Consider the following 19,975-nt stretch of genomic DNA (forward strand, 5'->3'; position numbering starts at 1 on the left):
GTAACAGGGTGAAAGATGAAAGTAATAATTAAAGTTCATATAAGAATAACTTAATTAACAAAAAGATATTTTTAATGCAAATTTATTAATGAATATTTAAAAAATAAGAAAAAATATTGACAGAATGCTTAACAATTAATATCATTTATAATATAGTGTTAAAAGGTTGAGATTAAAGGGGGAATAAAAATGAACAGAGAGAATTTTAGTTCAAGATTGGGGCTACTTGCAGCAGCAGCAGGATCAGCAATAGGATTGGGGAATATATGGAAATTTCCTTATATAACAGGTCAAAATGGAGGAGCAGCATTTATATTAGTATATTTGGGGTGTATATTTTTGATAGGAATACCTGTTATGCTATCAGAGTTTGCAATTGGGAGAAAAAACCAAGTTAATGCGGTAGAAAGTTTTAAAAAAATTGCACCTAATACAAAATGGCATTGGACGGGTTATCTAGCAACAGCAACAGCATTTATAATTTTATCATTTTATGCAATTATTGCAGGTTGGGTATTTTCATATATATGGAGATCAACTTCTGGTGCTTTAAGAGGGGTAGCAGCTGAGGGGTTTGGAGATTATTTTAGTGTGTTAACAGCTAACCCTGTAGAACCTATGATAATGACTTTGTTAGTTTTGACTATTACATCAGTTATAGTGTTTTTTGGAATAAAAACAGGAATAGAAAAGTTTAGTAAAATAGCTATGCCATTATTATTAGTGCTTATAGTATTACTAATAATTAGATCAGTAACATTACCAGGAGCCTCAGCGGGATTAGAATTCTTATTTAAGCCTAATTTCTCTAATTTATCAGTTCATGGTGTATTAGAAGCTTTAGGACATGCTTTTTATACATTAAGCTTAGGTATGGGGATTATACTTACTTTTGGTAGCTATACAAAGAAGAGTGAAAATCTAGTTTCTTTATCTTACCAAGTAGCTATAGCAGATACTATTATTGCATTGATGGCAGGAATGGTTATTTTCCCAGCGGTATTTGCTTATGGATTAGAACCAACGGCTGGTCCTGGACTATTATTTATAACTTTACCAGCAGTGTTTAAATCAATGCCATTTGGACAATTTTTTGAATTTATGTTTTTTGTATTAATAGCAATTGCAGCAATAACTTCAACAGTATCTTTAATGGAAACGGCAGTAACTTTCATTTCAGAGCAATTTAATTTATCAAGAAAAAAGACAATATTAATTATTACATCAGGATTATTTGCTCTAGCTATACCAAGTGTATTATCATTTGGTCCACTTAAAAATTTAAAATTACTTGGAGAAAGAAGTATATTTGACACATTGGATTTTATAACTGGTCAAATATTCTTACCAATAGGTGGAATACTTATATGTTTATTTGTAGCTTGGGTATGGGGTACTAATAATGCAGAAAAAGAAATATCTAGTGATGGAAAATTTGAATTTAAACTTAAAGGATTATACTCAATATCAGTTAAATATATAGCTCCATTAGCCATATTAATAATCTTTCTTTATGGGTTAGGAATATTCAATATTTTTAAATAGAAAAATATACTCAAGTTTTAATTAACTTGGGTATATTTTATTTATTATTTCTAGAATATTCTTTTATTTCTCTTTTTCTTTTGGCAGATACAAATAGTCTAGTTAAGGTTGAAACAAATATAACACCTAAAGCTAATGTTCCAGAACGTGCAAGGGTTGATAATCCTGTTTCTAGTGATTTCATTATATTGCCTGTTATAGCTTCATACATTGTATAATACATTCCACCTCCAGGAACAAGAGGGATTAGTGAGCATATAACTAATGTAGTAACAGGAGTCTTTAGAAATCTTGCAAAAATCTCTGAATAAAGGCTGAAAACTATAGAGGATATAAATAATGCAGATAAAGGAGTTAAATAAAAATGTAATCCTAATAAATATGTAAACCAAGAGATAGCTCCACCTAAAGCTGCAAAAAATAATTTTTTTCCTTTTATGTTAAATAGTATTCCAAATCCTAATGTAGCTATAAATGTTATTAGCGTTTCAGAAATCATAATTAAAATCCTCCGAAGGTATTTAGCCAAAAGCTAAGTACTGCACCAGTACCTATTGCAATTGAAATAGCTACTAAAAATGCTTCAGCAGCTCTAGTTAATCCTGCAAGTAAATCACCAGATATGGTATCCCTAATTGCATTAGTAATTGCCAGCCCGGGAACCAGGAGCATAATAGATCCAATAATAGTTGTATCAATATTTTTAGACAATCCAATTTTAAAAAAAATAATTGCCATAATAGCAGTAATACCAGCACATATACTGTTGATAAAAAATGGATTAATATTAAGTTCTGAAAATTTAATTGAAATAATTTTAATTACTAAACCAATAAAAAAGGCAGCAATTCCATCTCTGAATGTACCATTAAATAAAAAAACAAAACAAAATGCACCTAAAGCTGAAATTATTACATTTGTAGTTAAACTATATCGTTCTCCTTCATCTATTAATTTCAATTCACGTTTTAAGTCAGAAACAGATAAATTGCGTGAAAGAATATTTCTAGATAAATCATTTACTTTATCTACTTTATTCAAATCAACAGTTCTTGTTGAAACTCTTCTAATTAAGGAAAAGGTTTTATTTTCATGGCAAACTGATACCATAATACCTGTTGGAGTCACAAAACTTTCAGCTTCTTCAGCACCATAAATTTTACAAATTCTCCATATGATTTCTTCTGATCTATATGTTTCTCCACCACTTTCTAACATTATTTTTCCAGCAAAGGTAGCTACATGAAGTAGTTCATTTACATCCATAATATTCGCTCCTATATTAAAATTTCTTAAAGTATTATATCACAAACATTTAAAAATTATATATGAAATAAAAAAATATAAAATATATTCTATAAATAGCTTGCACACAAAACTACAAAATGTGAAGATTGAAAATAAATACGCACAAAAATTAAAAATTAATAAAAAAGGTACGCTATTTATAAAATATTTTATTAATTTTATAAATATTATGAATAAATATGATAATATTCTTTTAAATTATTGATTATTCTTTCAATTAAATTTATAATTTATATAATTTAAAAAAAGGAATCTGTTAAGCTGTTATGAAAAAATAGCTTAATAAATCTTAGAATTTGCCGTTTTTTGAAAATTATATAAGTTTGATTATTTTTGTGTATAGGAAATAGACCTGCAAAAATATAATTTTTTCCAGCAGGTTAATCGAAAATATTTAAAGGTACTATGAAGCTATAAACCAAGATTGTCTTGATATATTATTGCTAGCGAAGCCAGCAACTTCGGCAGGTGTAAGGTTATTCAATGAACCATGGGATCTAATAAAGTTATAGTGAAATATAAACATAAAAATAAGATTATTAGCTTTTTGAAATGAATTAAATCCTTTTTTAGATTTATACCAAGCCTTAAAGGTTTTATTAAAGGATTCTATAAGATTATTGTTTATATCACTAGACATTGGTTTTACAGGTAAATGTTTTTTATTCGGCAATAGCGTAGCTATCGCTTCGTTATAAGCTGGCCATCTGTCTGTTACTAAGTTAGATGGAGAGCCATATTTTTTAGCTTCATTTATTAGGGAAAAAGCAGAGTTTTCATCACTATATTTGCTTAAATGAAAAGATACTATAAAACGTGTTTCGGAGTCTATAACTAGCCATAGATAGTGCTTTATACCATTAATAAAAACAATAGTCTCATCGGCATGCCAGTCGTCAGATTGTAAATCTACTTGATGTTTAAATTTATCAACTTTCAGTTTGAAGTAAGGAGCAAATTTATTACTACAATTAGCTACAGTTACATGAGATACTTTGATATTAAATGTACTCATAAGAAACTGAGATATAGCTCTAGTTGATGTATTGTTTAGATAGTATAAAGTTAAGACAGTAATAATAACTTGTAAAGGAAATCTTATCCCTTTCATAGAAAGTGATCCGGTAATATCTTCGCTAGAAGCTGGATCAATGTTAAAATTGTGATGATTAACTATAATATGGTTACATTTTTTATTATTACATTTATAGCTATTATAATGTTTGTAGGAATGATGTAAGTAAGTGCCTTTACCGCACTTAGGGCATCTAGGATAGTTTTTTAAAACTCGGCTACTGACTTTGTCAGGAGCGAATTGTCGCTTGCAATTTTGGCATTGATATTTTTGATTAGCCTGCTTGTCTAAACCAAACTTATATAGGTTATTTGAATGACAGCGAGGACATTTAATATTTGTTTTGTTCATTGTTCTTCTCTCCTTTTCTAGGGGGAAATTAGTTCTTGTCAAACTTATTGTATTTCCTAGAGTTGAGAAGAGCAATGTTCATATAACTTAACAGATTGAAAAAAAGAATTCGGGGTGAAAAAATGAATTTTAATGAATTATTAAAAGATGATGAATTAATTTATGAATTAGTAGAAAAAGAATTAGATAGACAAAGAAATGGTATTGAACTTATTGCCTCAGAAAATTTTGCTTCAAAAGCAGTTATGGAAGCTATGGGATCATATTTAACTAACAAATATGCAGAAGGATATCCAAATAAAAGATATTATGGTGGATGTCATATAGTAGACGAAGTTGAAGAAATAGCAAGAGAAAGGGTAAAAAAATTATTTAATGCTGAACATGCAAATGTTCAACCACATTCTGGTTCTCAAGCCAATATGGCAGTTTATTTATCTATATTAGAACCAGGAGATACTGTTTTAGGAATGGATTTAAGTCATGGTGGACATTTAACTCATGGGTCACCAGTAAACTTTTCAGGAAAATTATTTAACTTTGTTTCATATGGAGTAGATAAAAAAACAGAAGTAATAGATTATGATGTTGTTAGAAAACTTGCTTTAGAACATAAACCTAAACTTATAGTTGCAGGAGCTAGCGCATACTCAAGAATTATAGATTTTAAAAAATTTAAAGAAATTTGTGATGAAGTAGGAGCATTATTAATGGTTGATATGGCTCATATAGCAGGTCTTATTGCGGCTGGATTACATCCATCACCAGTTCCATATGCAGATTTTGTAACATCAACTACTCATAAAACATTAAGGGGACCAAGAGGGGGGCTAATTCTTTGTAAAGAAAAGTATGCAAAACAATTAGATAAAAATATTTTCCCTGGAATTCAAGGTGGACCATTAATGCATATAATAGCAGCAAAAGCAGTATGCTTTAAAGAAGCATTAGATCCAAGTTATAAAACTTATATGGAAAATGTAGTAGATAATTGTAAAGCTTTATCAGATGAATTAATAAAACATGGATTTAATATAGTATCAGGAGGAACAGATAATCATTTAATACTTGTTGATTTAACAAATAAAGATATAACAGGTAAAGATGCTGAGAATGTACTTGATAGTATAGGAATAACAGTTAATAAAAATACTGTTCCTAACGAAACAAGAAGTCCATTTGTAACATCAGGAATAAGAATAGGTACTCCTGCAGTTACTACACGAGGATTTAATGCAGAAGATATGAAAGAAATAGCATCAATAATTAATGATGCCCTTTCAAATACGGATATTGATGTAGAATTACTTAGAAATAGAGTTAAGGGATTATGTGATAAACATTCTCTTTACTAAAATTATTGAAATAGATAAATAAAGGTATTTTATACTTTTATTTATCTATTTTTTTATAAAAATATAGAATAAGTAAATAAATTTTAAAGATCAACAATATAATAAAGTAATGAATGTTTGGAGGAAGATATGTCAAGAAGAAATGAAGTTAGAGATCAATATCTAACAACTAATCAAGGAGCACCAATTACTAATGATAAAAATTCATTAACAGTAGGAGATAACGGACCTGTTTTACTTAAGGATACTAATTTAATAGAAAAATTAGCTCATTTTGATAGAGAAAGAATTCCAGATAGGGTAGCACATGCAAAGGGTTCAAGTGCACATGGATACTTTAAACTATATAATTCTATGAAGGAATATACTAAAGCAAAGGTATTTACAGATACAAAAAATATAACACCAGTGATTGTAAGATTTTCAACTGTAGTAGGATCTAAAGGGTCGGCAGAAACAGCTAGAGATCCAAGGGGGTTTGCCGTTAAGTTTTATACAGAGGAGGGAAATTATGATTTAGTTGGTAATGATATTCCTGTATTCTTTATAAGAGATGCAATAAAATTTCCAGATATGTTTCATGCTTTTAGACCATCACCAGTTACTGATTTAATGGATAAAAATAGGTTTTGGGATTTTATAGTGAATTCTCCGGAGTCAACACATATGATTACTTGGGTATTTTCTGATAAGGGAACAAGAAAAAGTTTTATTCATATGCCTGGTTTTGGAGTTAATACATTTGTGTGGGTAAATGACAAAGGAAAAAGAATGTATGTTAAATACCATTGGATTCCAATGGCTGGAGACGAGACAATTGATAGAAAAGAAGCTGAAAAATTAGCAGGTTCAGACCCTGATATTGCTACAAGAGAATTATATGATGTTTTGAATAATGGAGAAGAGGTAGAATACGAACTTGCAGTACAGCTTATGGATCCTATTTTAGAAGACTCATTATCATTTAATCCAATTGATGCAACTAAAGTATGGCCAGAAGATAAGTTTCCTTTAATGAAAGTAGGTAAATTAGTATTAACACATCCTCCAACTAATTTTTTTGAAGAATCAGAACAAGTAGCATTTGCTCCAGGAAATTTTGTTCCAGGAATAGAAGCGTCAAATTGTAAGCTATTACAGGGGAGATTATTTTCATATCCAGATTCACAAAGATATAGATTGGGTACAAACTTTACACAACTGCCAATAAACAAGCCTAAAGTACCAGTGGTAAATAATCAAAGGGCAGGAAATATGCAGTATGATAAGCATTCAGGCATTGTTGATTACAATCCTAATTTGCTAAATGATGGCAATCCAGAACCTACAAAGGAAAAAGGAAAAGTTTGCTTAGAATATGTAGAAGGATATATAGAGCAAAAACCTATAGAAAAGGAAAATGACTTTCAACAAGCAGGAGGACAATATAGATCATACAACAAAATTGAGAGAGAACATTTAATTGATAATATAGTTAATGATCTTAAGGAAGTAGATAAGAGAATACAATTAAAAGCAATAGAAAATTTTATGAAAGCAGATAAGGAGTTTGGAACTAGAGTTAAATTAGGACTATGTTTAAGATAAAATTTATAATAAAAGTCATATGAAATATAATTCATATGACTTTTATTAATTTAAACACCTTCATTATTAAAGTCTGGTATAAAGCTTTTAGAATTAGTTCCAGTGTCTTGAATAAATCCATTTTTAACTCCTAATTCAATAGAGTAATCAATAAGAGAATCATAATGTTTGGGATTAAGAGGTTTATTAATTTCAGGATATTTAATTGAATCATACATAGGGGTATATTGATTCATTAATGAAATATAAACTTTATTACCAAATTTATTATAAATAGTATCAATTACCTTTTTTGAATCAAAAAGTAGCCCAGGAAGCATAAGATGACGAATTATAACACCTTTTTGAATAATTCCATTTTCATTAAATATTGGTTCATCAACTTGGTTAAACATTTCCTCAAGTATAGTGAGTAAATTTTTAGAATACCCTTTTATCTTCGAATACTTTAATGAATATTTATCGTTAAAGTATTTAAAATCTGGAAGATATACATCTATATAACCATTTAACCTTTTTATAGTATCTAAAGAATCTATACCATTTGTATTATATATTATAGGTAAATATAATCCTTTATTTTTAGCAATATTTAAAGCCTCTATGATTTGAGGAACATAGTGAGTTGGTGTTACTAAATTTATATTATGAGCACCTTTTTCTTGTAACTCTAGGAAAATTTCTGATAATCTTTCAATAGAAATTTCTTTTCCAAGCCCATCATTTGATATAATATGATTTTGACAAAATACACATTTAAGATTACAGTTCGAGAAAAATACGGTTCCAGAGCCATTTTTTCCAGAGATACAAGGCTCTTCCCAAAGGTGGAGATATGCTTTTGCAACTCTTAATTTATTACTTGAATTACAAAATCCAACCTTTCCAGAATTTCTATCTATAGAACAATTTCTTATACATAAATTACAGTTATTTAATATTTTCATAGCTTCCAATTAAAACACCTCTTTATAATTATAACATCATTTTATAAATTTGAAGATATGTTATGAAATAATAAAAATATAAATGATGGTAAAAATTATATAGAAATATTAAGAATTTGATAATATTTACGAAATTATAATAGGAAATAAAGGAGGAGAGTAGTTATGAAAATAGGGGGGAATGAAGCTACTAATAAATGTTTTGTAATGGCAACAACAGCTTTAGCAGCAGTAAATACTATTGGTCTAGTAAGCATGATAAAAAGAAATACAATGGAATTAAAATTTGCAGTACTAACAATGTTAATAATATTAATTTCAACAAGTACAATGTTTTTTAGATACTTAAAGGATAAAAATAATATTAAAATTAGACATATAGTAGGGACTCCATATGCCGTAGTTTACGGGCTTACACTTTTTGCTACAAATTCTATAGTAGCACCTATTACTATAGTACCATTAATAGTTATTTGTATGGTATATTTAGATGAAAAGTATTTAGTGATTCCAATAGTAGGGGCAAGTATTTTGAACTTAATTTGGAGTTATTTAAAAATGGGAAATCCAATAACAGACTCATATATTTTATTACAACTTGTAAGTATAATTATGTTTTTTATAATGGCATATGTAGTAGCAAAAATTTCTAATAAAATCAGAAAAACAGCTAATGAGGAATCATTAAAGACTATAGAATTAGTTGAAGAACAAAATAAAATAATAGAAGGCGTAAAAGATGCAATTGAATTATTAAACAAAAATACTCAATCTATTTCATGTTTTTTTACTACTATAGAAAGTTCTTCAAGTGATATTCAAAGTGCAATAGGAGAAATATTAAATGGATGCGAAAATTCCACTAAAAGTATTGATAAACAAAATAGAGCAACTAGTAATATAAAGAAAGAAATAGAAGATGCAGTAATAAGTTCAAAGGATATGGAAAACAATTTCAATGAAAGTCAAACCACATTTATTAAAACATTTGAGATAGTAGATGCTTTAAGTAAGAAATCAGATATAATAAAAGCTAAGAATGAAAAAGTGTCAAAAACATCAAATAATTTGAAAGAAAAGGCTAAGAAGGTATTATCAATAATATATATAATACAAAGTATATCAGAAAAAACAAATTTATTGGCATTAAATGCAGCCATTGAATCAGCAAGAGCAGGAGAGTTTGGAAAGGGATTTTCTGTTGTTGCTGAAGAAATTAGAAAGCTTGCAGAACAAAGCAAAAAATCATCAGAAGAGATAAATAATATATTACAAGAGTTAGAAAAAGAGGTTGTTAATGTAGCAGAATCAATTTTAGAAGTTACAGAAATAATAAAAGAAGAAGAAGTTTTAGTGAAAGATACTACAATAAATCTTGAAAATTTAAAATTAGATATAGATGAAGTTGCAAGTAAAGTTCAATCTGTAAATGAAAAAATTAATAGTATAAATAGAGATAATGTAAAGGTTAGTGAAGGTATTATGAATGTAGCATCAGTTTCAGAACAAACTTTAGCTAATTCTCAAAATACAAGCTCTATAGTAAATTTATTATTTAAAGAAGTTATTAACTCAAAAGATTCCTTAAATGAGTTAGTTACTTTATCAGAGAGATTGAATGAGTATGTTCAATAATAATTACCATTAAAAAATGATTTAATTAACTATAAAATGATATAATATAAATAACTAATTTAACAATAAAGGAGAATTTTAAATGAAGCTTATATCATGGAATGTTAATGGAATTAGAGCTTGTGTTACAAAAGGTTTTTTGGATTTTTTTAATGAAGTAGATGCAGATATCTTTTGTATTCAAGAAAGTAAGTTACAAGAAGGACAAATAGACTTAGATTTAAAAGGATATTATCAATATTGGAATTATGCTAAGAAAAAGGGATATTCAGGAACTGCAATATTTACTAAGAAAAGACCATTAAATGTTAAATATGGGCTAGGAATTGAGGAACATGATAATGAAGGAAGAGTAATCACATTAGAGTTTGAAGATTTTTATATGATAACAGTTTATACACCAAACTCACAAAATGAACTTGCAAGATTAAATTATAGAATGGAATGGGAAGATGCTTTTAGAGAATATTTAAAACAATTAGATTTAATTAAACCTGTTATTGTATGCGGAGACCTAAATGTTGCACATAATGAAATTGATCTTAAAAATCCTAAAAATAATAGAAGAAATGCAGGTTTTACAGATGAAGAAAGAAGTAAACTTACTGAACTATTAAACGTAGGATTCATAGATTCATTTAGACATTTTAACCCAGATGTTGAAGGAATATATTCTTGGTGGTCTTATAGATTTAATGCAAGAAAAAATAATGCAGGATGGAGAATTGATTATTTTTTAGTATCAAATAAACTTAAAGATAGACTAGTTGGTGCTGATATACATACAAGTGTGTTAGGATCAGATCATTGTCCTGTTGAATTACAATTAAAATAATATTATTTTTAGAATAGAGTTTTTAAAACTCTATTTTTTTGTACTAATATTGAAATAAAAATGCACATTTATGTTATTGGATAAATTTAACTTTATATAAGAAAGCAGTTAATGTGCTTTAAATTACAACATTAATAGAAATTACAAAAGAGAGCTTTATATATTATCATATTAGTAAAGTGAACGAGAAAGAATTTTTGAGGTGAAATTATGAAGAATAATAATAAAGAAAGTAAAATATTAAAATTATCGGTAATAAGTACAATGTTTTTTGCTGTTTTAGGAGTTACGTGGGGTTGACTGATTAAATCTGAAATGATAATGTTCGATGGAATATATTCTTTTATAAGTGTAATATTATCATTAGCAGCTTTAGTTGTATGTAATATAATAAAAGAAAAAGATAATAAAGATTTTCCTTTTGGTAAATATATATTAGAACCATTAGTTATATGCATTAATTCAATAGTATTAATTATAATGTGTTTATACTCTTTATATGAAGCTTATAATGCTTTAATTTCTGGAGGAAATCCAATAAATGCTGGTTCAGCAATTATGTACTCTATTATTTCTGTTGTAGGATGTGGATTGTTTTATTTATTAATTAAAAAAGTAGAAAATGAAAGTAATTCAGAACTTATAAAAACTCAAAGTATGCAATGGCTTATGGATGGAATATTAAGTGCAGCAGTACTTATAGGATTTATTATTGCTATTATAATATTAAAAACTCCAATGGCATCATTAGCTAACTATATAGATCCTTTAATGGTTATGGTAACATCAATATTTTTCTTAAAAGCACCAATTAAAATACTTAAAAGTAGTTTTAAAGAAATTATTGGAGCAAGAATTCCGGAAGAAATTAGTGTTGAAGTGGAGAAACAAGTTCAAGTTATAAAAAAAGAATATAATTTTATACAAGCAGTAACAAAGGTATTAAAAATAGGAAGAAGTGTAAAAATAGAAATTAATTTTATTTTAAATGATGAAAATAATAATATCTCTTTAGAAGAAATGAATAGTATTAAAACTAAATTATATTCTGATATAGATAGTGAAAATTATTTTAAAGATATGAAAGTTTTATTTAGTACAAATAAAACAGTAGTTAAAGTTGCATAAAAGCATATACTGATTAGTATACTAGAATGTAATTAAACTACAGGGGTGAAGTTGTGTCTATAAAAGAAATTCAATATAGGTTACCAGATGATTTTATAAAAATTTTAGAGAAAATATTTACTAGATGTCAGTTAGATACAATTTACAAAAGTTATGAAAATGGAAGAAGTACTACCTTTAGAGTTAATAAACTTAAAGGAAATACTAAAGAAGTTATGGATGAGTTAAGTAGCCATAGAATAAAGGCTGTTAATTATTCAAAATTAAATAATACTTTTATTATAAAAGGGAGTAAGGAGAGTAGCTTAAAGAAACTTAAGATATATAATGAGGGAAAGATATATCTTCAAAATATTTCTTCAATGTTACCTCCTTTATTTTTAGATGTGAAAGAAGGACAAACTATATTAGATATGTGTGCTGCACCAGGTGGAAAAAGTCTTCTTATGGCTGATATGACATCTAATAAAGCAACAATATTTGCAAATGATATAAATGAAATAAGAAGAGAAAGACTAAATTATAATGCTGAAAAGCAGGGGGCAGAATCAATTATAATTTTAGGAACAGATGGTAGAACTATAGGTAAACGTTTAAATGATTATTTTGATAGAATACTTTTAGATGCCCCTTGTTCAGGCGAAGGAATAATTCATATAAGAAATTTTAGAAAATTTAATGGATGGACAGAAAAAAGAGTAAGGAATTGCGTTAAGTTACAAAAGCAATTAATAGAAAGTGCTTATAATGCGTTAAAGGAAAATGGTGTTATGATATATTCTACATGTACATTAAATCCATTTGAAAATGAAGAAATTGTTGAGTATATATTAAATAAGCATAAGGATTTAAAACTTGAAAAGATAAATTTAGATTTACCTAATGTAATAAGAGGAATAACAAGATATGAAGATAAGTTTTATAGGAAAGATTTAAAAAATTCTATTAGAATTATTCCAAATGAAATATTTGAAGGATTTTTTATAGCTAAATTTAGAAAAATTAATAGCTATTAATAAGAAAAGAGTAATAAAATTTTATTACTCTTTTCTTATTAATAATGTACATGTATTAAATGAAATTTAATATTGGAATTACTCCAACCTAAATCATAAGGAACTAGCAATCTATCTGTATTATGGCAAGTTACTAAGGGATATCCTTTAGAATCAAATCCTGTTACAGTTGATATATGAGTTATTCTTCCTTTTTTCTCATAAGCTACAAAATCACCAGGACGCATATTAAATGCTGCTTTATATACTTTATTGTAATTTCCTTTAGCTATATAAGATGCTCTACCACTACCTAACATATAGTTTTTAAATCCTTGTGCGTTAAGCCAAGCTTTAGTTCCATCTTTTCCATCATAATTCCAAGCACCATTTTTTTTAAAATTACCACCTTCATGAAGAATTTGAGATGCAAAATTTGCACAATCACCTCCATCAGGATTATGATTTTTATATTTAGAATTATATTTAAAAGTAAATTCTTCATCTTCAGAAACACCGCAATATTTATGAGCATAGTTTATTGCATTTTGAAGTCTTTCATTAGGGTTAAACTCAGGAGCATTTCTTGATATAATATAGTCTTTAATTTCATCAGATTTTATATTATCCATATCTAAGGAATCAGCAAAAGGATCTGTGTACCATTCTTTTGTTATTATATATTTATCTCCATTTTTCTTTAAATTTATATAATGATTGGTTCCAAGCCTAAAATGATTTATTACGTCAGGGGAGTCTAAATAATAATAATTAAAATCAGTAGCCACATCACATATAATACCAAAAAGTCCAGGTTCTTTTTCAACAACTTTTCTAATTTTAACATTAGATTTTAAGTCTTTAAATTGAACATATTGTTTTTCAGACCAATTTATTAAATACTGGGTTTTTTTAGCTTCACTTTCATATGCCCATAAACTTACTTTTATATTTAAGTCATAAAAATTTTTTAGAAGTTCACAGTCACCACAGACTACAGCTTCATTTCTTTCAGAAAATAATTTTTCAAGTAATCCTTTAAATTCAGCTTTAACCTTTTCAGAAGTACCAGTTCCAGATGAGCTTTCTAAAGTTTTAATTTCATCTTTAGTAAAACTAGAAGATTCTTTTTCTGTATAAGCTATAACTTTAGAAACAGGTGATGAAATTAAGGTTATTAATATTAAAAATGGTAATAGTTTAAACTTTTTAGCCACAATATTCTCTCCTTTATTTAAAAAATTTTTTATAGTGTTAGTTTGTACAAAATGATTTAGATTATATGTAATAAAAAATATTTTTTATAAATCACAATGAAACTTCTTAGATAATAAAATATTATAATATAAATATTTAAGGGGTTTTTATGTTTAAAAAATTAGATTTTTTATATGATAAAGCAAAAGAGATAAATTTTGATAATAGTTCTAAATTAGTTTTTATATCAGATGTTCATAGAGGTGATGGAACGTATTATGATGCACAATTACCAAATAAAAATATATATAAAGCAGCATTATATCATTACTATAAAAAAGGCTTTACATATGTTGAAGTAGGAGATGGTGATGAACTTTGGAAAAATAAAAATTATAGTGATATTGCATACTGCTATGAAGATATTTTTAAATTATTAAATAAATTCAAAGAAAATAATAGGCTTTTTATGCTTTATGGAAATCATGATATAATAAAAGGAAGAGATAGCTTTTATTCTAAGCAATATAAATCTTTAAAAAAGTGCGGAGATGATTATGGGAAAGAATTTTTAAATTTTATAAAAGATTTAAAATTTTATGAGGCTATAAATTTTAGATACTCTCCAGTAGATGAAAAATTTTTAGTTATTCATGGACATCAAGTAGATTTTATTAATTCTCAGCTATGGATGATTTCTAGATTTTTAGTAAGATATGTATGGAAATTTTTAAATGGAATAGCTGGTTTTAAAGATCCAACAAGTCCAGCTAGAAGTAATACTAGAGGAAGCAAAGTTGATAGAGAACTCTTAAGGTGGGCAAAAGAAAGAAAGAAAATGATTCTTTGTGGTCATACTCATAATAGTAGATTACCAGGAAAAGGAGATCCGCCTTATTTTAATGATGGGTGTTGTGTATTACCTTATGCCATGACAGCTATAGAAGTTGAAAATGGTAAAATATCTTTAATAAAATGGAGTGTAGAGGTGCAAGAGGCTGGAGTTTTATGGGTAAGAAGAAAAGTTATTTACGGACCTTTAAATATAGAGGAATATTTACTTTGGACTAGGGAAGAAAGAAATAGAATGCTTAGAGAAGCTGAAGAAATTAAAAATAATAAAAGAAAGTAGGAGTTTTTAGAAATGACAAGCATTGATTTACATTGTGATACAGCTAGTAGATTATTATATGAAAATTTAAGTTTAAACAAAAGTATATGTAAAGTAGATATAGAAAAGCTTAGGAAATCTAAAGCATTAGCACAAGTTTTTGCAAATTTTATAGAACTTAATATAGTAGATAATCCATATGAAGAATTTAAGAAAATGTATAACAATTTTATAGGTGAAATAGATAAAAATGCAAAGAATATAGTTATTGTTAGAAATTTAAGTGAGCTAGAAAATGCTAATGCTAATGGGAAAATAGGAGCATTTTTAGCCATTGAAGAAGGTGAAGTACTAGAGGGTAAAGTAGAGAGAGTTAAGGAAATGTATAATCTAGGAATAAGGTTTATAACATTAACATGGAATTTTAAAAATAGTATAGGATATCCTAATGGTGATTATAAATATAAAGATAAGGGATTAACCGAAAAAGGAAAAGAAATAGTTAATGAAATGGAAAGATTAGGTATTATTCCAGATTGCTCACATTTATCAGATGGGGGATTTTATGATTTGGTTAATATTTGTAAAAAACCTTTTATAGCAACACATTCAAATGCAAGAGCTGTAACAAATCACCCCAGAAATTTAACTGATGATATGATAGTTAAGCTTTCTAATAAAGGGGGAGTAATGGGATTAAATTTTTGTGCTCCATTTTTAGGAGATAAAGAAATTCCAGATATGCTTGAAATGATAGCTCATTTAAAACATGTTAAAAATGTAGGTGGAATAGATGTTTTAGCATTAGGAACTGATTTTGATGGAATAGAAAATGAAGTTGAAATTAAAAATATAGGTGAAATAGGAAAGCTTTCACAAGCTTTAATAAAAGAAGGATTTAAAGAAAGTGAAATAGATAAAATATTTTTTGGAAATGTAAAAAGAGTAATTAAAGAGTGTTTATAGAGATTAGGAGAATAAAATGATTAACTTACAAGGAAAAGTAGCATTAGTTACAGGAGCATCAAGAGGAATTGGAAAGGAAATAGCACTACAGCTTGCTAAAAGTGGAGCATCAGTGATAGTAAATTATTCAAAAGATGATAATGGAGCAGAATTAACTTTAGCAGAAATAATAGCAAATGGTGGTTATGGCAAGCTTTCAAAAGGAGATATTTCTTCTTTTGAAACTTGTAAAAATATAATTGATGATATTATTAAAAACTTTGGAAAAATAGATATTATTATAAATAATGCTGGAATATCTAAAATAGGATTATTTATGGATTCATCATGTGAAGAAATAAATAATTTAATAGGAATTAATATGCTAGGAGCAATGTATTTAAGTAAGTTTGCACTTCCACATATGATAAGTAAAGGACAGGGAAACATAATAAATATTTCATCAATGTGGGGAGAGGTTGGAGCTTCCTGTGAAGTTATGTATTCAACAAGTAAGGGAGGAATAAATTTATTTACAAAATCACTTGCAAAGGAAGTAGCACCAATGGGAATAAGAGTAAATGCTATAGCTCCAGGAGTAATTGATACAGAAATGAATTCTTTTTTAGAAGATGATGATGTAAGACAATTAGAAGAGGAAATACCTGCTGGAAGATTTGGAAAAACATCTGAAATAGCAAAAGCAGTATTATTTTTATGTAATGATGAATGTAAATATTTAACTGGTCAAATAATAAGAATTGACGGTGGATTAATATAAATTTTATAGCAATTTAATAAATTTATTTTAAATAGTATTATATATAGTCCCTAAAATAATATTTACAGTTGTACATTATATTAGAAAACAAAAAGGTGGATATTATTATAATGATTAATGATGTAGAGAGAAGTTTAGGCAAAGACTATAGGGGAGATATTAATTTTTTAATTGAAGAATATATGCCTTTTATTATTAAATCTATATCGGAAACTACTGGTAAATATGTTTCTTTAGAAAATAGTGAGGAATTAAGTGTTGGATTATTAGCCTTTAATGAAGCTGTAGAAAAATATGAGGATAATAGAGGTGGATTTTTATCTTTTTGTAAATTAGTTATTTCAAGTAGAATAAAAAATTATTTAAAAAGAGAAAACAAGGAAAATAATAAAGTATCTTTCGAAGAATTAATTGCACAAGGTATAGAGATAAAAGAAGATCACACCAATGTTGGAGAAGATAAAGAGGAGCTTTTAAGGGAAATAAATATTCTTAAAAGTGAAATAGGGGAGTTTGGGTTTACACTAGATGATTTAGTAGAGGAAGCACCAAAACATGAAGATACTAGAAGGAATGCTTTAAAGTTATCTGAAAAGGTAAGTAAAGTAAAAGAATTGACAGATCATTTATTTGAGAAGAAAAGATTACCTATAAAAAAAATATCCTTAAGGTTTACTGTAACAGAAAAAGTAATAAAAAGAAGTAAAAAGTTTATTACTACAGGTATTATTATTTATTATAAAAACTTTAGAAATTTAAAGTTATGGATAAAAAAATAAGGGGGATATTTATGTTTAAATGTTTAGTAATGGAAATAAAAGATAACATAGTTATAGTAATGAATGATGATGGATCAATGGTTAGAATTAGATTTAAAAATGGCATTAATGTGGGGGATAAAATAATATATTTAAAAGAAGATATTATTAATAAAAAAGTCAAACAATTTAATTATAAACCATTTATGGGTATTGTTGCTTTACTTATGATATCAATATTGGTATATTTTAATTTTAAATCTATCTCCCCATATGCAGAGGTTAGTTTAGATGTTAATCCTAGTATTAAAATAGAATTAGATGAAAATCAAAATATAATAGATATAAAAGGAATTAATAAGGATGGTAGTAGTATTGATTTCACAGGAATAAAGGGTAAAAATATAAATGATGGAATTTTAGAAATAAAACAAAGATTAGTAGAGAAAAATTATATTTTAAGAGGTAAATCATTGTTATTTGGATTTGCTTTTGTAGATACTTCCGAAAATATTCAGTATGAGGATCGTGTCAAAAGAGTTATAAAAAATACATTTAATGATAATGACGTTGCTTTTATTAAAGGAGATAGTAATAGTATAAGTGATTCTGATAAAAAAGGAATTTCATTAGGAAGATATTCAGCATCTTTAGATTTTGATGATAATAAACTAGAAGAAATCATTGAAAATTTAACTGTTGATGAAATATTAGATGCAATAAAAAATAAAGATAAATATATTTTTTGGAATGCAGAATTACAAGAAGAAATGATGGATGAACTAGAAGATAGATTTGAAGAAGATAAAGATTCAAAGGATAAAGCTGATGACGATTTAGAAGAAAATGAAAAGCAAAGTAATGATGATAATAAAGATGATGATTTGAAGGATTTAGATTAATGAAAAGTCAGGAGGTAAATTTGTTTACTTCTTGACTTTTTTTAGATTTTAATAAAAATTTTCAGATAAATTATAAAAAAGTACCTAAAGCTACTTAATAGTTTGTATTATATAGTGAAAGTTAAGAAAGTTATAAATTAATATATTAATTTAGGAGGAAGCATTATGAAAAATGGATTAATAGCATTGTTATTAGGAGCAATCATTATTGGTGGAGGAGTAGTTGGAGTAAATGCTTTATCAAATGAAAAAAATAATAGTGAGTTAAATAAAAATTATATAGAAGATTTAGAGGATGAAATAGAATATAAAATAGAAATAAAGATTTTAGAACAAGCAAAAAATAAATTAGGAATAAAGGATAATGAATGGAAAACATATGATGAATTAGAGGATATAATTGAAGAAAAGTTAGGTATTGATGATATAGATGATAAAGTTGATATTGAGGATTTAATAGAGAAAAAACTAGGTTTAGATGACGATGTTACTGATTATATTTATAATGAAGATTAAATTTTTAATAAGGCTGTAGACAAGAATTTTATTTAGGTCTACAGTCTTTTATTAATAATAAAAATTTTTTCAGGGATAATAAATAGTATAAAAGTTGAATTTTGGGAGGAAAAATTATTGAGAAGATTATTAATAGTAAAATATTTAGAACATATAAAATAGATTATTTAGGAAAGTATAAACTTTATACTGAAGATGAATTAAAAAGGTCTAGAAATGATGGAGAATATGTAAAGCCTAAAGAATTTTAATATAAAATACGAGAAATATAGAGGGATTTAATAATATTAACATTTACATTGTTATATATAGTAGAATAATTGAAGTCTTTTAGATTGAATAATTAGTTTAAGAGAGTATAATAATTCTATTAAATAGTAATTCTAGGGGGAGTAGCATAAATGAAGAATATAAAAGTAATAGTTATTTCAACAATAATATCGTTAGTTTCATTTGGATTAGTTTCTTGTTCAACAGGTCCTATAAATGCACCAGAAGAAACATCTAAAAAGGAAGAATCATCAAGTGATAATGATATATTTAAAAAAGTAAATGAAATAATAGATAGTGATAAAATATCAGAAAAAAAAGAAGAACTTAAAAATGAAAATAATAAAAATGAAAATGAATTAAATAGTTATAAAGATAGGTACAATATAGATGAGTTAAAAAATAAACTAGATGATGTTAAAAAAAGTGTTGGTGATTTTAAAGATTCACAAGACAAAGAGAAAATAGAAGATGAGATAAATAATATAACCGAAACTATTGAATCATTAAAAGAAACGGCTAAGAAAGAAGGGGCAATAGATAGCTCTATAAAAGATAATATTGATAATTTAAAGAGCTCTGTTGATGATGTAGTATCTAAGGTTAAAGATATAGACAAAAATAAGATAACTTTAGATAAATTACAAGATATAAAAGATAAATTAGGAAAATTGAATAATTAATAGAAAAGCTGTAGCCAAAAAATGCTATGGCTTTTTTATATAAAATTAGAA

At 26.7% G+C, this 19,975-nt stretch carries 20 protein-coding genes; 15 read left to right on the forward strand and 5 right to left on the reverse strand.

Annotation, left to right across the window (positions count from 1 at the left end; all coding sequences use genetic code 11):
• Positions 1–189 precede the first annotated feature (189 nt).
• Positions 190–1,545, forward strand: a complete 1,356-nt coding sequence (locus CP523_RS14305; RefSeq protein WP_120140985.1) for a sodium-dependent transporter — start codon at positions 190–192, stop codon at positions 1,543–1,545.
• Positions 1,546–1,582: 37 nt separating this feature from the next.
• On the opposite strand, the gene CP523_RS14310 is transcribed toward CP523_RS14305, so the two are convergent.
• The 3 genes from CP523_RS14310 to CP523_RS14320 form a co-directional block, all read right to left on the reverse strand.
• Positions 1,583–2,044 carry a threonine/serine exporter family protein gene (locus tag CP523_RS14310; RefSeq protein ID WP_066676767.1) on the reverse strand — a complete coding sequence of 154 codons (462 nt, stop codon included), beginning with the start codon at positions 2,042–2,044 and terminating at the stop codon, positions 1,583–1,585.
• Positions 2,045–2,046: 2 nt separating this feature from the next.
• A complete protein-coding gene (locus CP523_RS14315) occupies positions 2,047–2,811 on the reverse strand; it encodes a threonine/serine exporter family protein (protein ID WP_066676769.1) in 765 nt (254 codons plus the stop codon).
• A 445-nt stretch (positions 2,812–3,256) separates the two neighbouring features.
• Entirely contained in the window at positions 3,257–4,279 is a 1,023-nt protein-coding gene (locus CP523_RS14320; protein ID WP_120140986.1) for an IS6 family transposase, read from the reverse strand.
• A 122-nt stretch (positions 4,280–4,401) separates the two neighbouring features.
• Here CP523_RS14320 and CP523_RS14325 point away from each other — a divergent pair, with 122 nt between their 5' ends.
• Together CP523_RS14325 and CP523_RS14330 are read left to right on the forward strand one after the other, a co-directional pair.
• A complete protein-coding gene (locus CP523_RS14325) occupies positions 4,402–5,634 on the forward strand; it encodes a serine hydroxymethyltransferase (RefSeq protein WP_120140987.1) in 1,233 nt (410 codons plus the stop codon).
• 129 nt (positions 5,635–5,763) lie between these two features.
• Entirely contained in the window at positions 5,764–7,221 is a 1,458-nt protein-coding gene (locus CP523_RS14330; protein ID WP_120140988.1) for a catalase, read from the forward strand.
• A gap of 50 nt (positions 7,222–7,271) precedes the next feature.
• On the opposite strand, the gene CP523_RS14335 is transcribed toward CP523_RS14330, so the two are convergent.
• Complete coding sequence (locus tag CP523_RS14335) at positions 7,272–8,177, reverse strand: radical SAM protein (protein ID WP_176712685.1); 906 nt, start codon at positions 8,175–8,177, stop codon at positions 7,272–7,274.
• Positions 8,178–8,333: 156 nt separating this feature from the next.
• On the opposite strand from CP523_RS14335, the gene CP523_RS14340 reads away from it, so the two are divergent.
• From CP523_RS14340 to CP523_RS14355, 4 genes are all read left to right on the forward strand, one after another.
• Complete coding sequence (locus CP523_RS14340; RefSeq protein ID WP_066676777.1) at positions 8,334–9,803, forward strand: methyl-accepting chemotaxis protein; 1,470 nt, start codon at positions 8,334–8,336, stop codon at positions 9,801–9,803.
• Between the two features lie 82 nt (positions 9,804–9,885).
• Positions 9,886–10,638 carry an exodeoxyribonuclease III gene (locus CP523_RS14345; protein WP_066676779.1) on the forward strand — a complete coding sequence of 251 codons (753 nt, stop codon included), beginning with the start codon at positions 9,886–9,888 and terminating at the stop codon, positions 10,636–10,638.
• A gap of 315 nt (positions 10,639–10,953) precedes the next feature.
• On the forward strand, positions 10,954–11,766 hold the full coding sequence (locus tag CP523_RS14350; RefSeq protein ID WP_066676780.1) for a cation diffusion facilitator family transporter: 813 nt from the start codon (positions 10,954–10,956) through the stop codon (positions 11,764–11,766).
• 53 nt (positions 11,767–11,819) lie between these two features.
• A complete protein-coding gene (locus CP523_RS14355; RefSeq protein WP_066676782.1) occupies positions 11,820–12,782 on the forward strand; it encodes an RsmB/NOP family class I SAM-dependent RNA methyltransferase in 963 nt (320 codons plus the stop codon).
• Positions 12,783–12,820: 38 nt separating this feature from the next.
• Here the strand turns inward: CP523_RS14355 and CP523_RS14360 are convergent, their stop codons facing one another.
• Positions 12,821–13,978, reverse strand: a complete 1,158-nt coding sequence (locus tag CP523_RS14360; protein WP_066676784.1) for an amidase domain-containing protein — start codon at positions 13,976–13,978, stop codon at positions 12,821–12,823.
• Between the two features lie 149 nt (positions 13,979–14,127).
• Here CP523_RS14360 and CP523_RS14365 point away from each other — a divergent pair, with 149 nt between their 5' ends.
• From CP523_RS14365 to CP523_RS14395, 8 genes are all read left to right on the forward strand, one after another.
• Positions 14,128–15,090: a metallophosphoesterase gene (locus CP523_RS14365; protein WP_066676786.1), complete on the forward strand. Its 963-nt coding sequence runs from the start codon at positions 14,128–14,130 to the stop codon at positions 15,088–15,090.
• 12 nt (positions 15,091–15,102) lie between these two features.
• A complete protein-coding gene (locus tag CP523_RS14370; protein ID WP_066676788.1) occupies positions 15,103–16,035 on the forward strand; it encodes a dipeptidase in 933 nt (310 codons plus the stop codon).
• A gap of 16 nt (positions 16,036–16,051) precedes the next feature.
• Positions 16,052–16,795, forward strand: coding sequence for an elongation factor P 5-aminopentanone reductase (gene ymfI / locus CP523_RS14375; RefSeq protein ID WP_120140989.1), 744 nt, complete (start codon positions 16,052–16,054; stop codon positions 16,793–16,795).
• 110 nt (positions 16,796–16,905) lie between these two features.
• On the forward strand, positions 16,906–17,574 hold the full coding sequence (locus CP523_RS14380) for an RNA polymerase subunit sigma (RefSeq protein ID WP_120140990.1): 669 nt from the start codon (positions 16,906–16,908) through the stop codon (positions 17,572–17,574).
• 11 nt (positions 17,575–17,585) lie between these two features.
• On the forward strand, positions 17,586–18,455 hold the full coding sequence (locus CP523_RS14385; RefSeq protein WP_162925998.1) for an anti-sigma factor domain-containing protein: 870 nt from the start codon (positions 17,586–17,588) through the stop codon (positions 18,453–18,455).
• A 165-nt stretch (positions 18,456–18,620) separates the two neighbouring features.
• Positions 18,621–18,971 (forward strand): hypothetical protein, encoded by a 351-nt coding sequence (locus tag CP523_RS14390; protein WP_120140992.1) that lies wholly within the window; start codon positions 18,621–18,623, stop codon positions 18,969–18,971.
• Positions 18,972–19,072: 101 nt separating this feature from the next.
• The gene (locus CP523_RS16065; RefSeq protein ID WP_162925999.1) at positions 19,073–19,222 is read left to right on the forward strand and encodes a hypothetical protein; all 150 of its coding nucleotides are present in this window, start codon (positions 19,073–19,075) and stop codon (positions 19,220–19,222) included.
• A gap of 150 nt (positions 19,223–19,372) precedes the next feature.
• Positions 19,373–19,924 (forward strand): hypothetical protein, encoded by a 552-nt coding sequence (locus CP523_RS14395; RefSeq protein ID WP_066676795.1) that lies wholly within the window; start codon positions 19,373–19,375, stop codon positions 19,922–19,924.
• Positions 19,925–19,975: the final 51 nt, after the last annotated feature.

It is taken from the genome of Clostridium septicum (genome assembly GCF_003606265.1).
GTDB lineage: Bacteria > Bacillota > Clostridia > Clostridiales > Clostridiaceae > Clostridium > Clostridium septicum.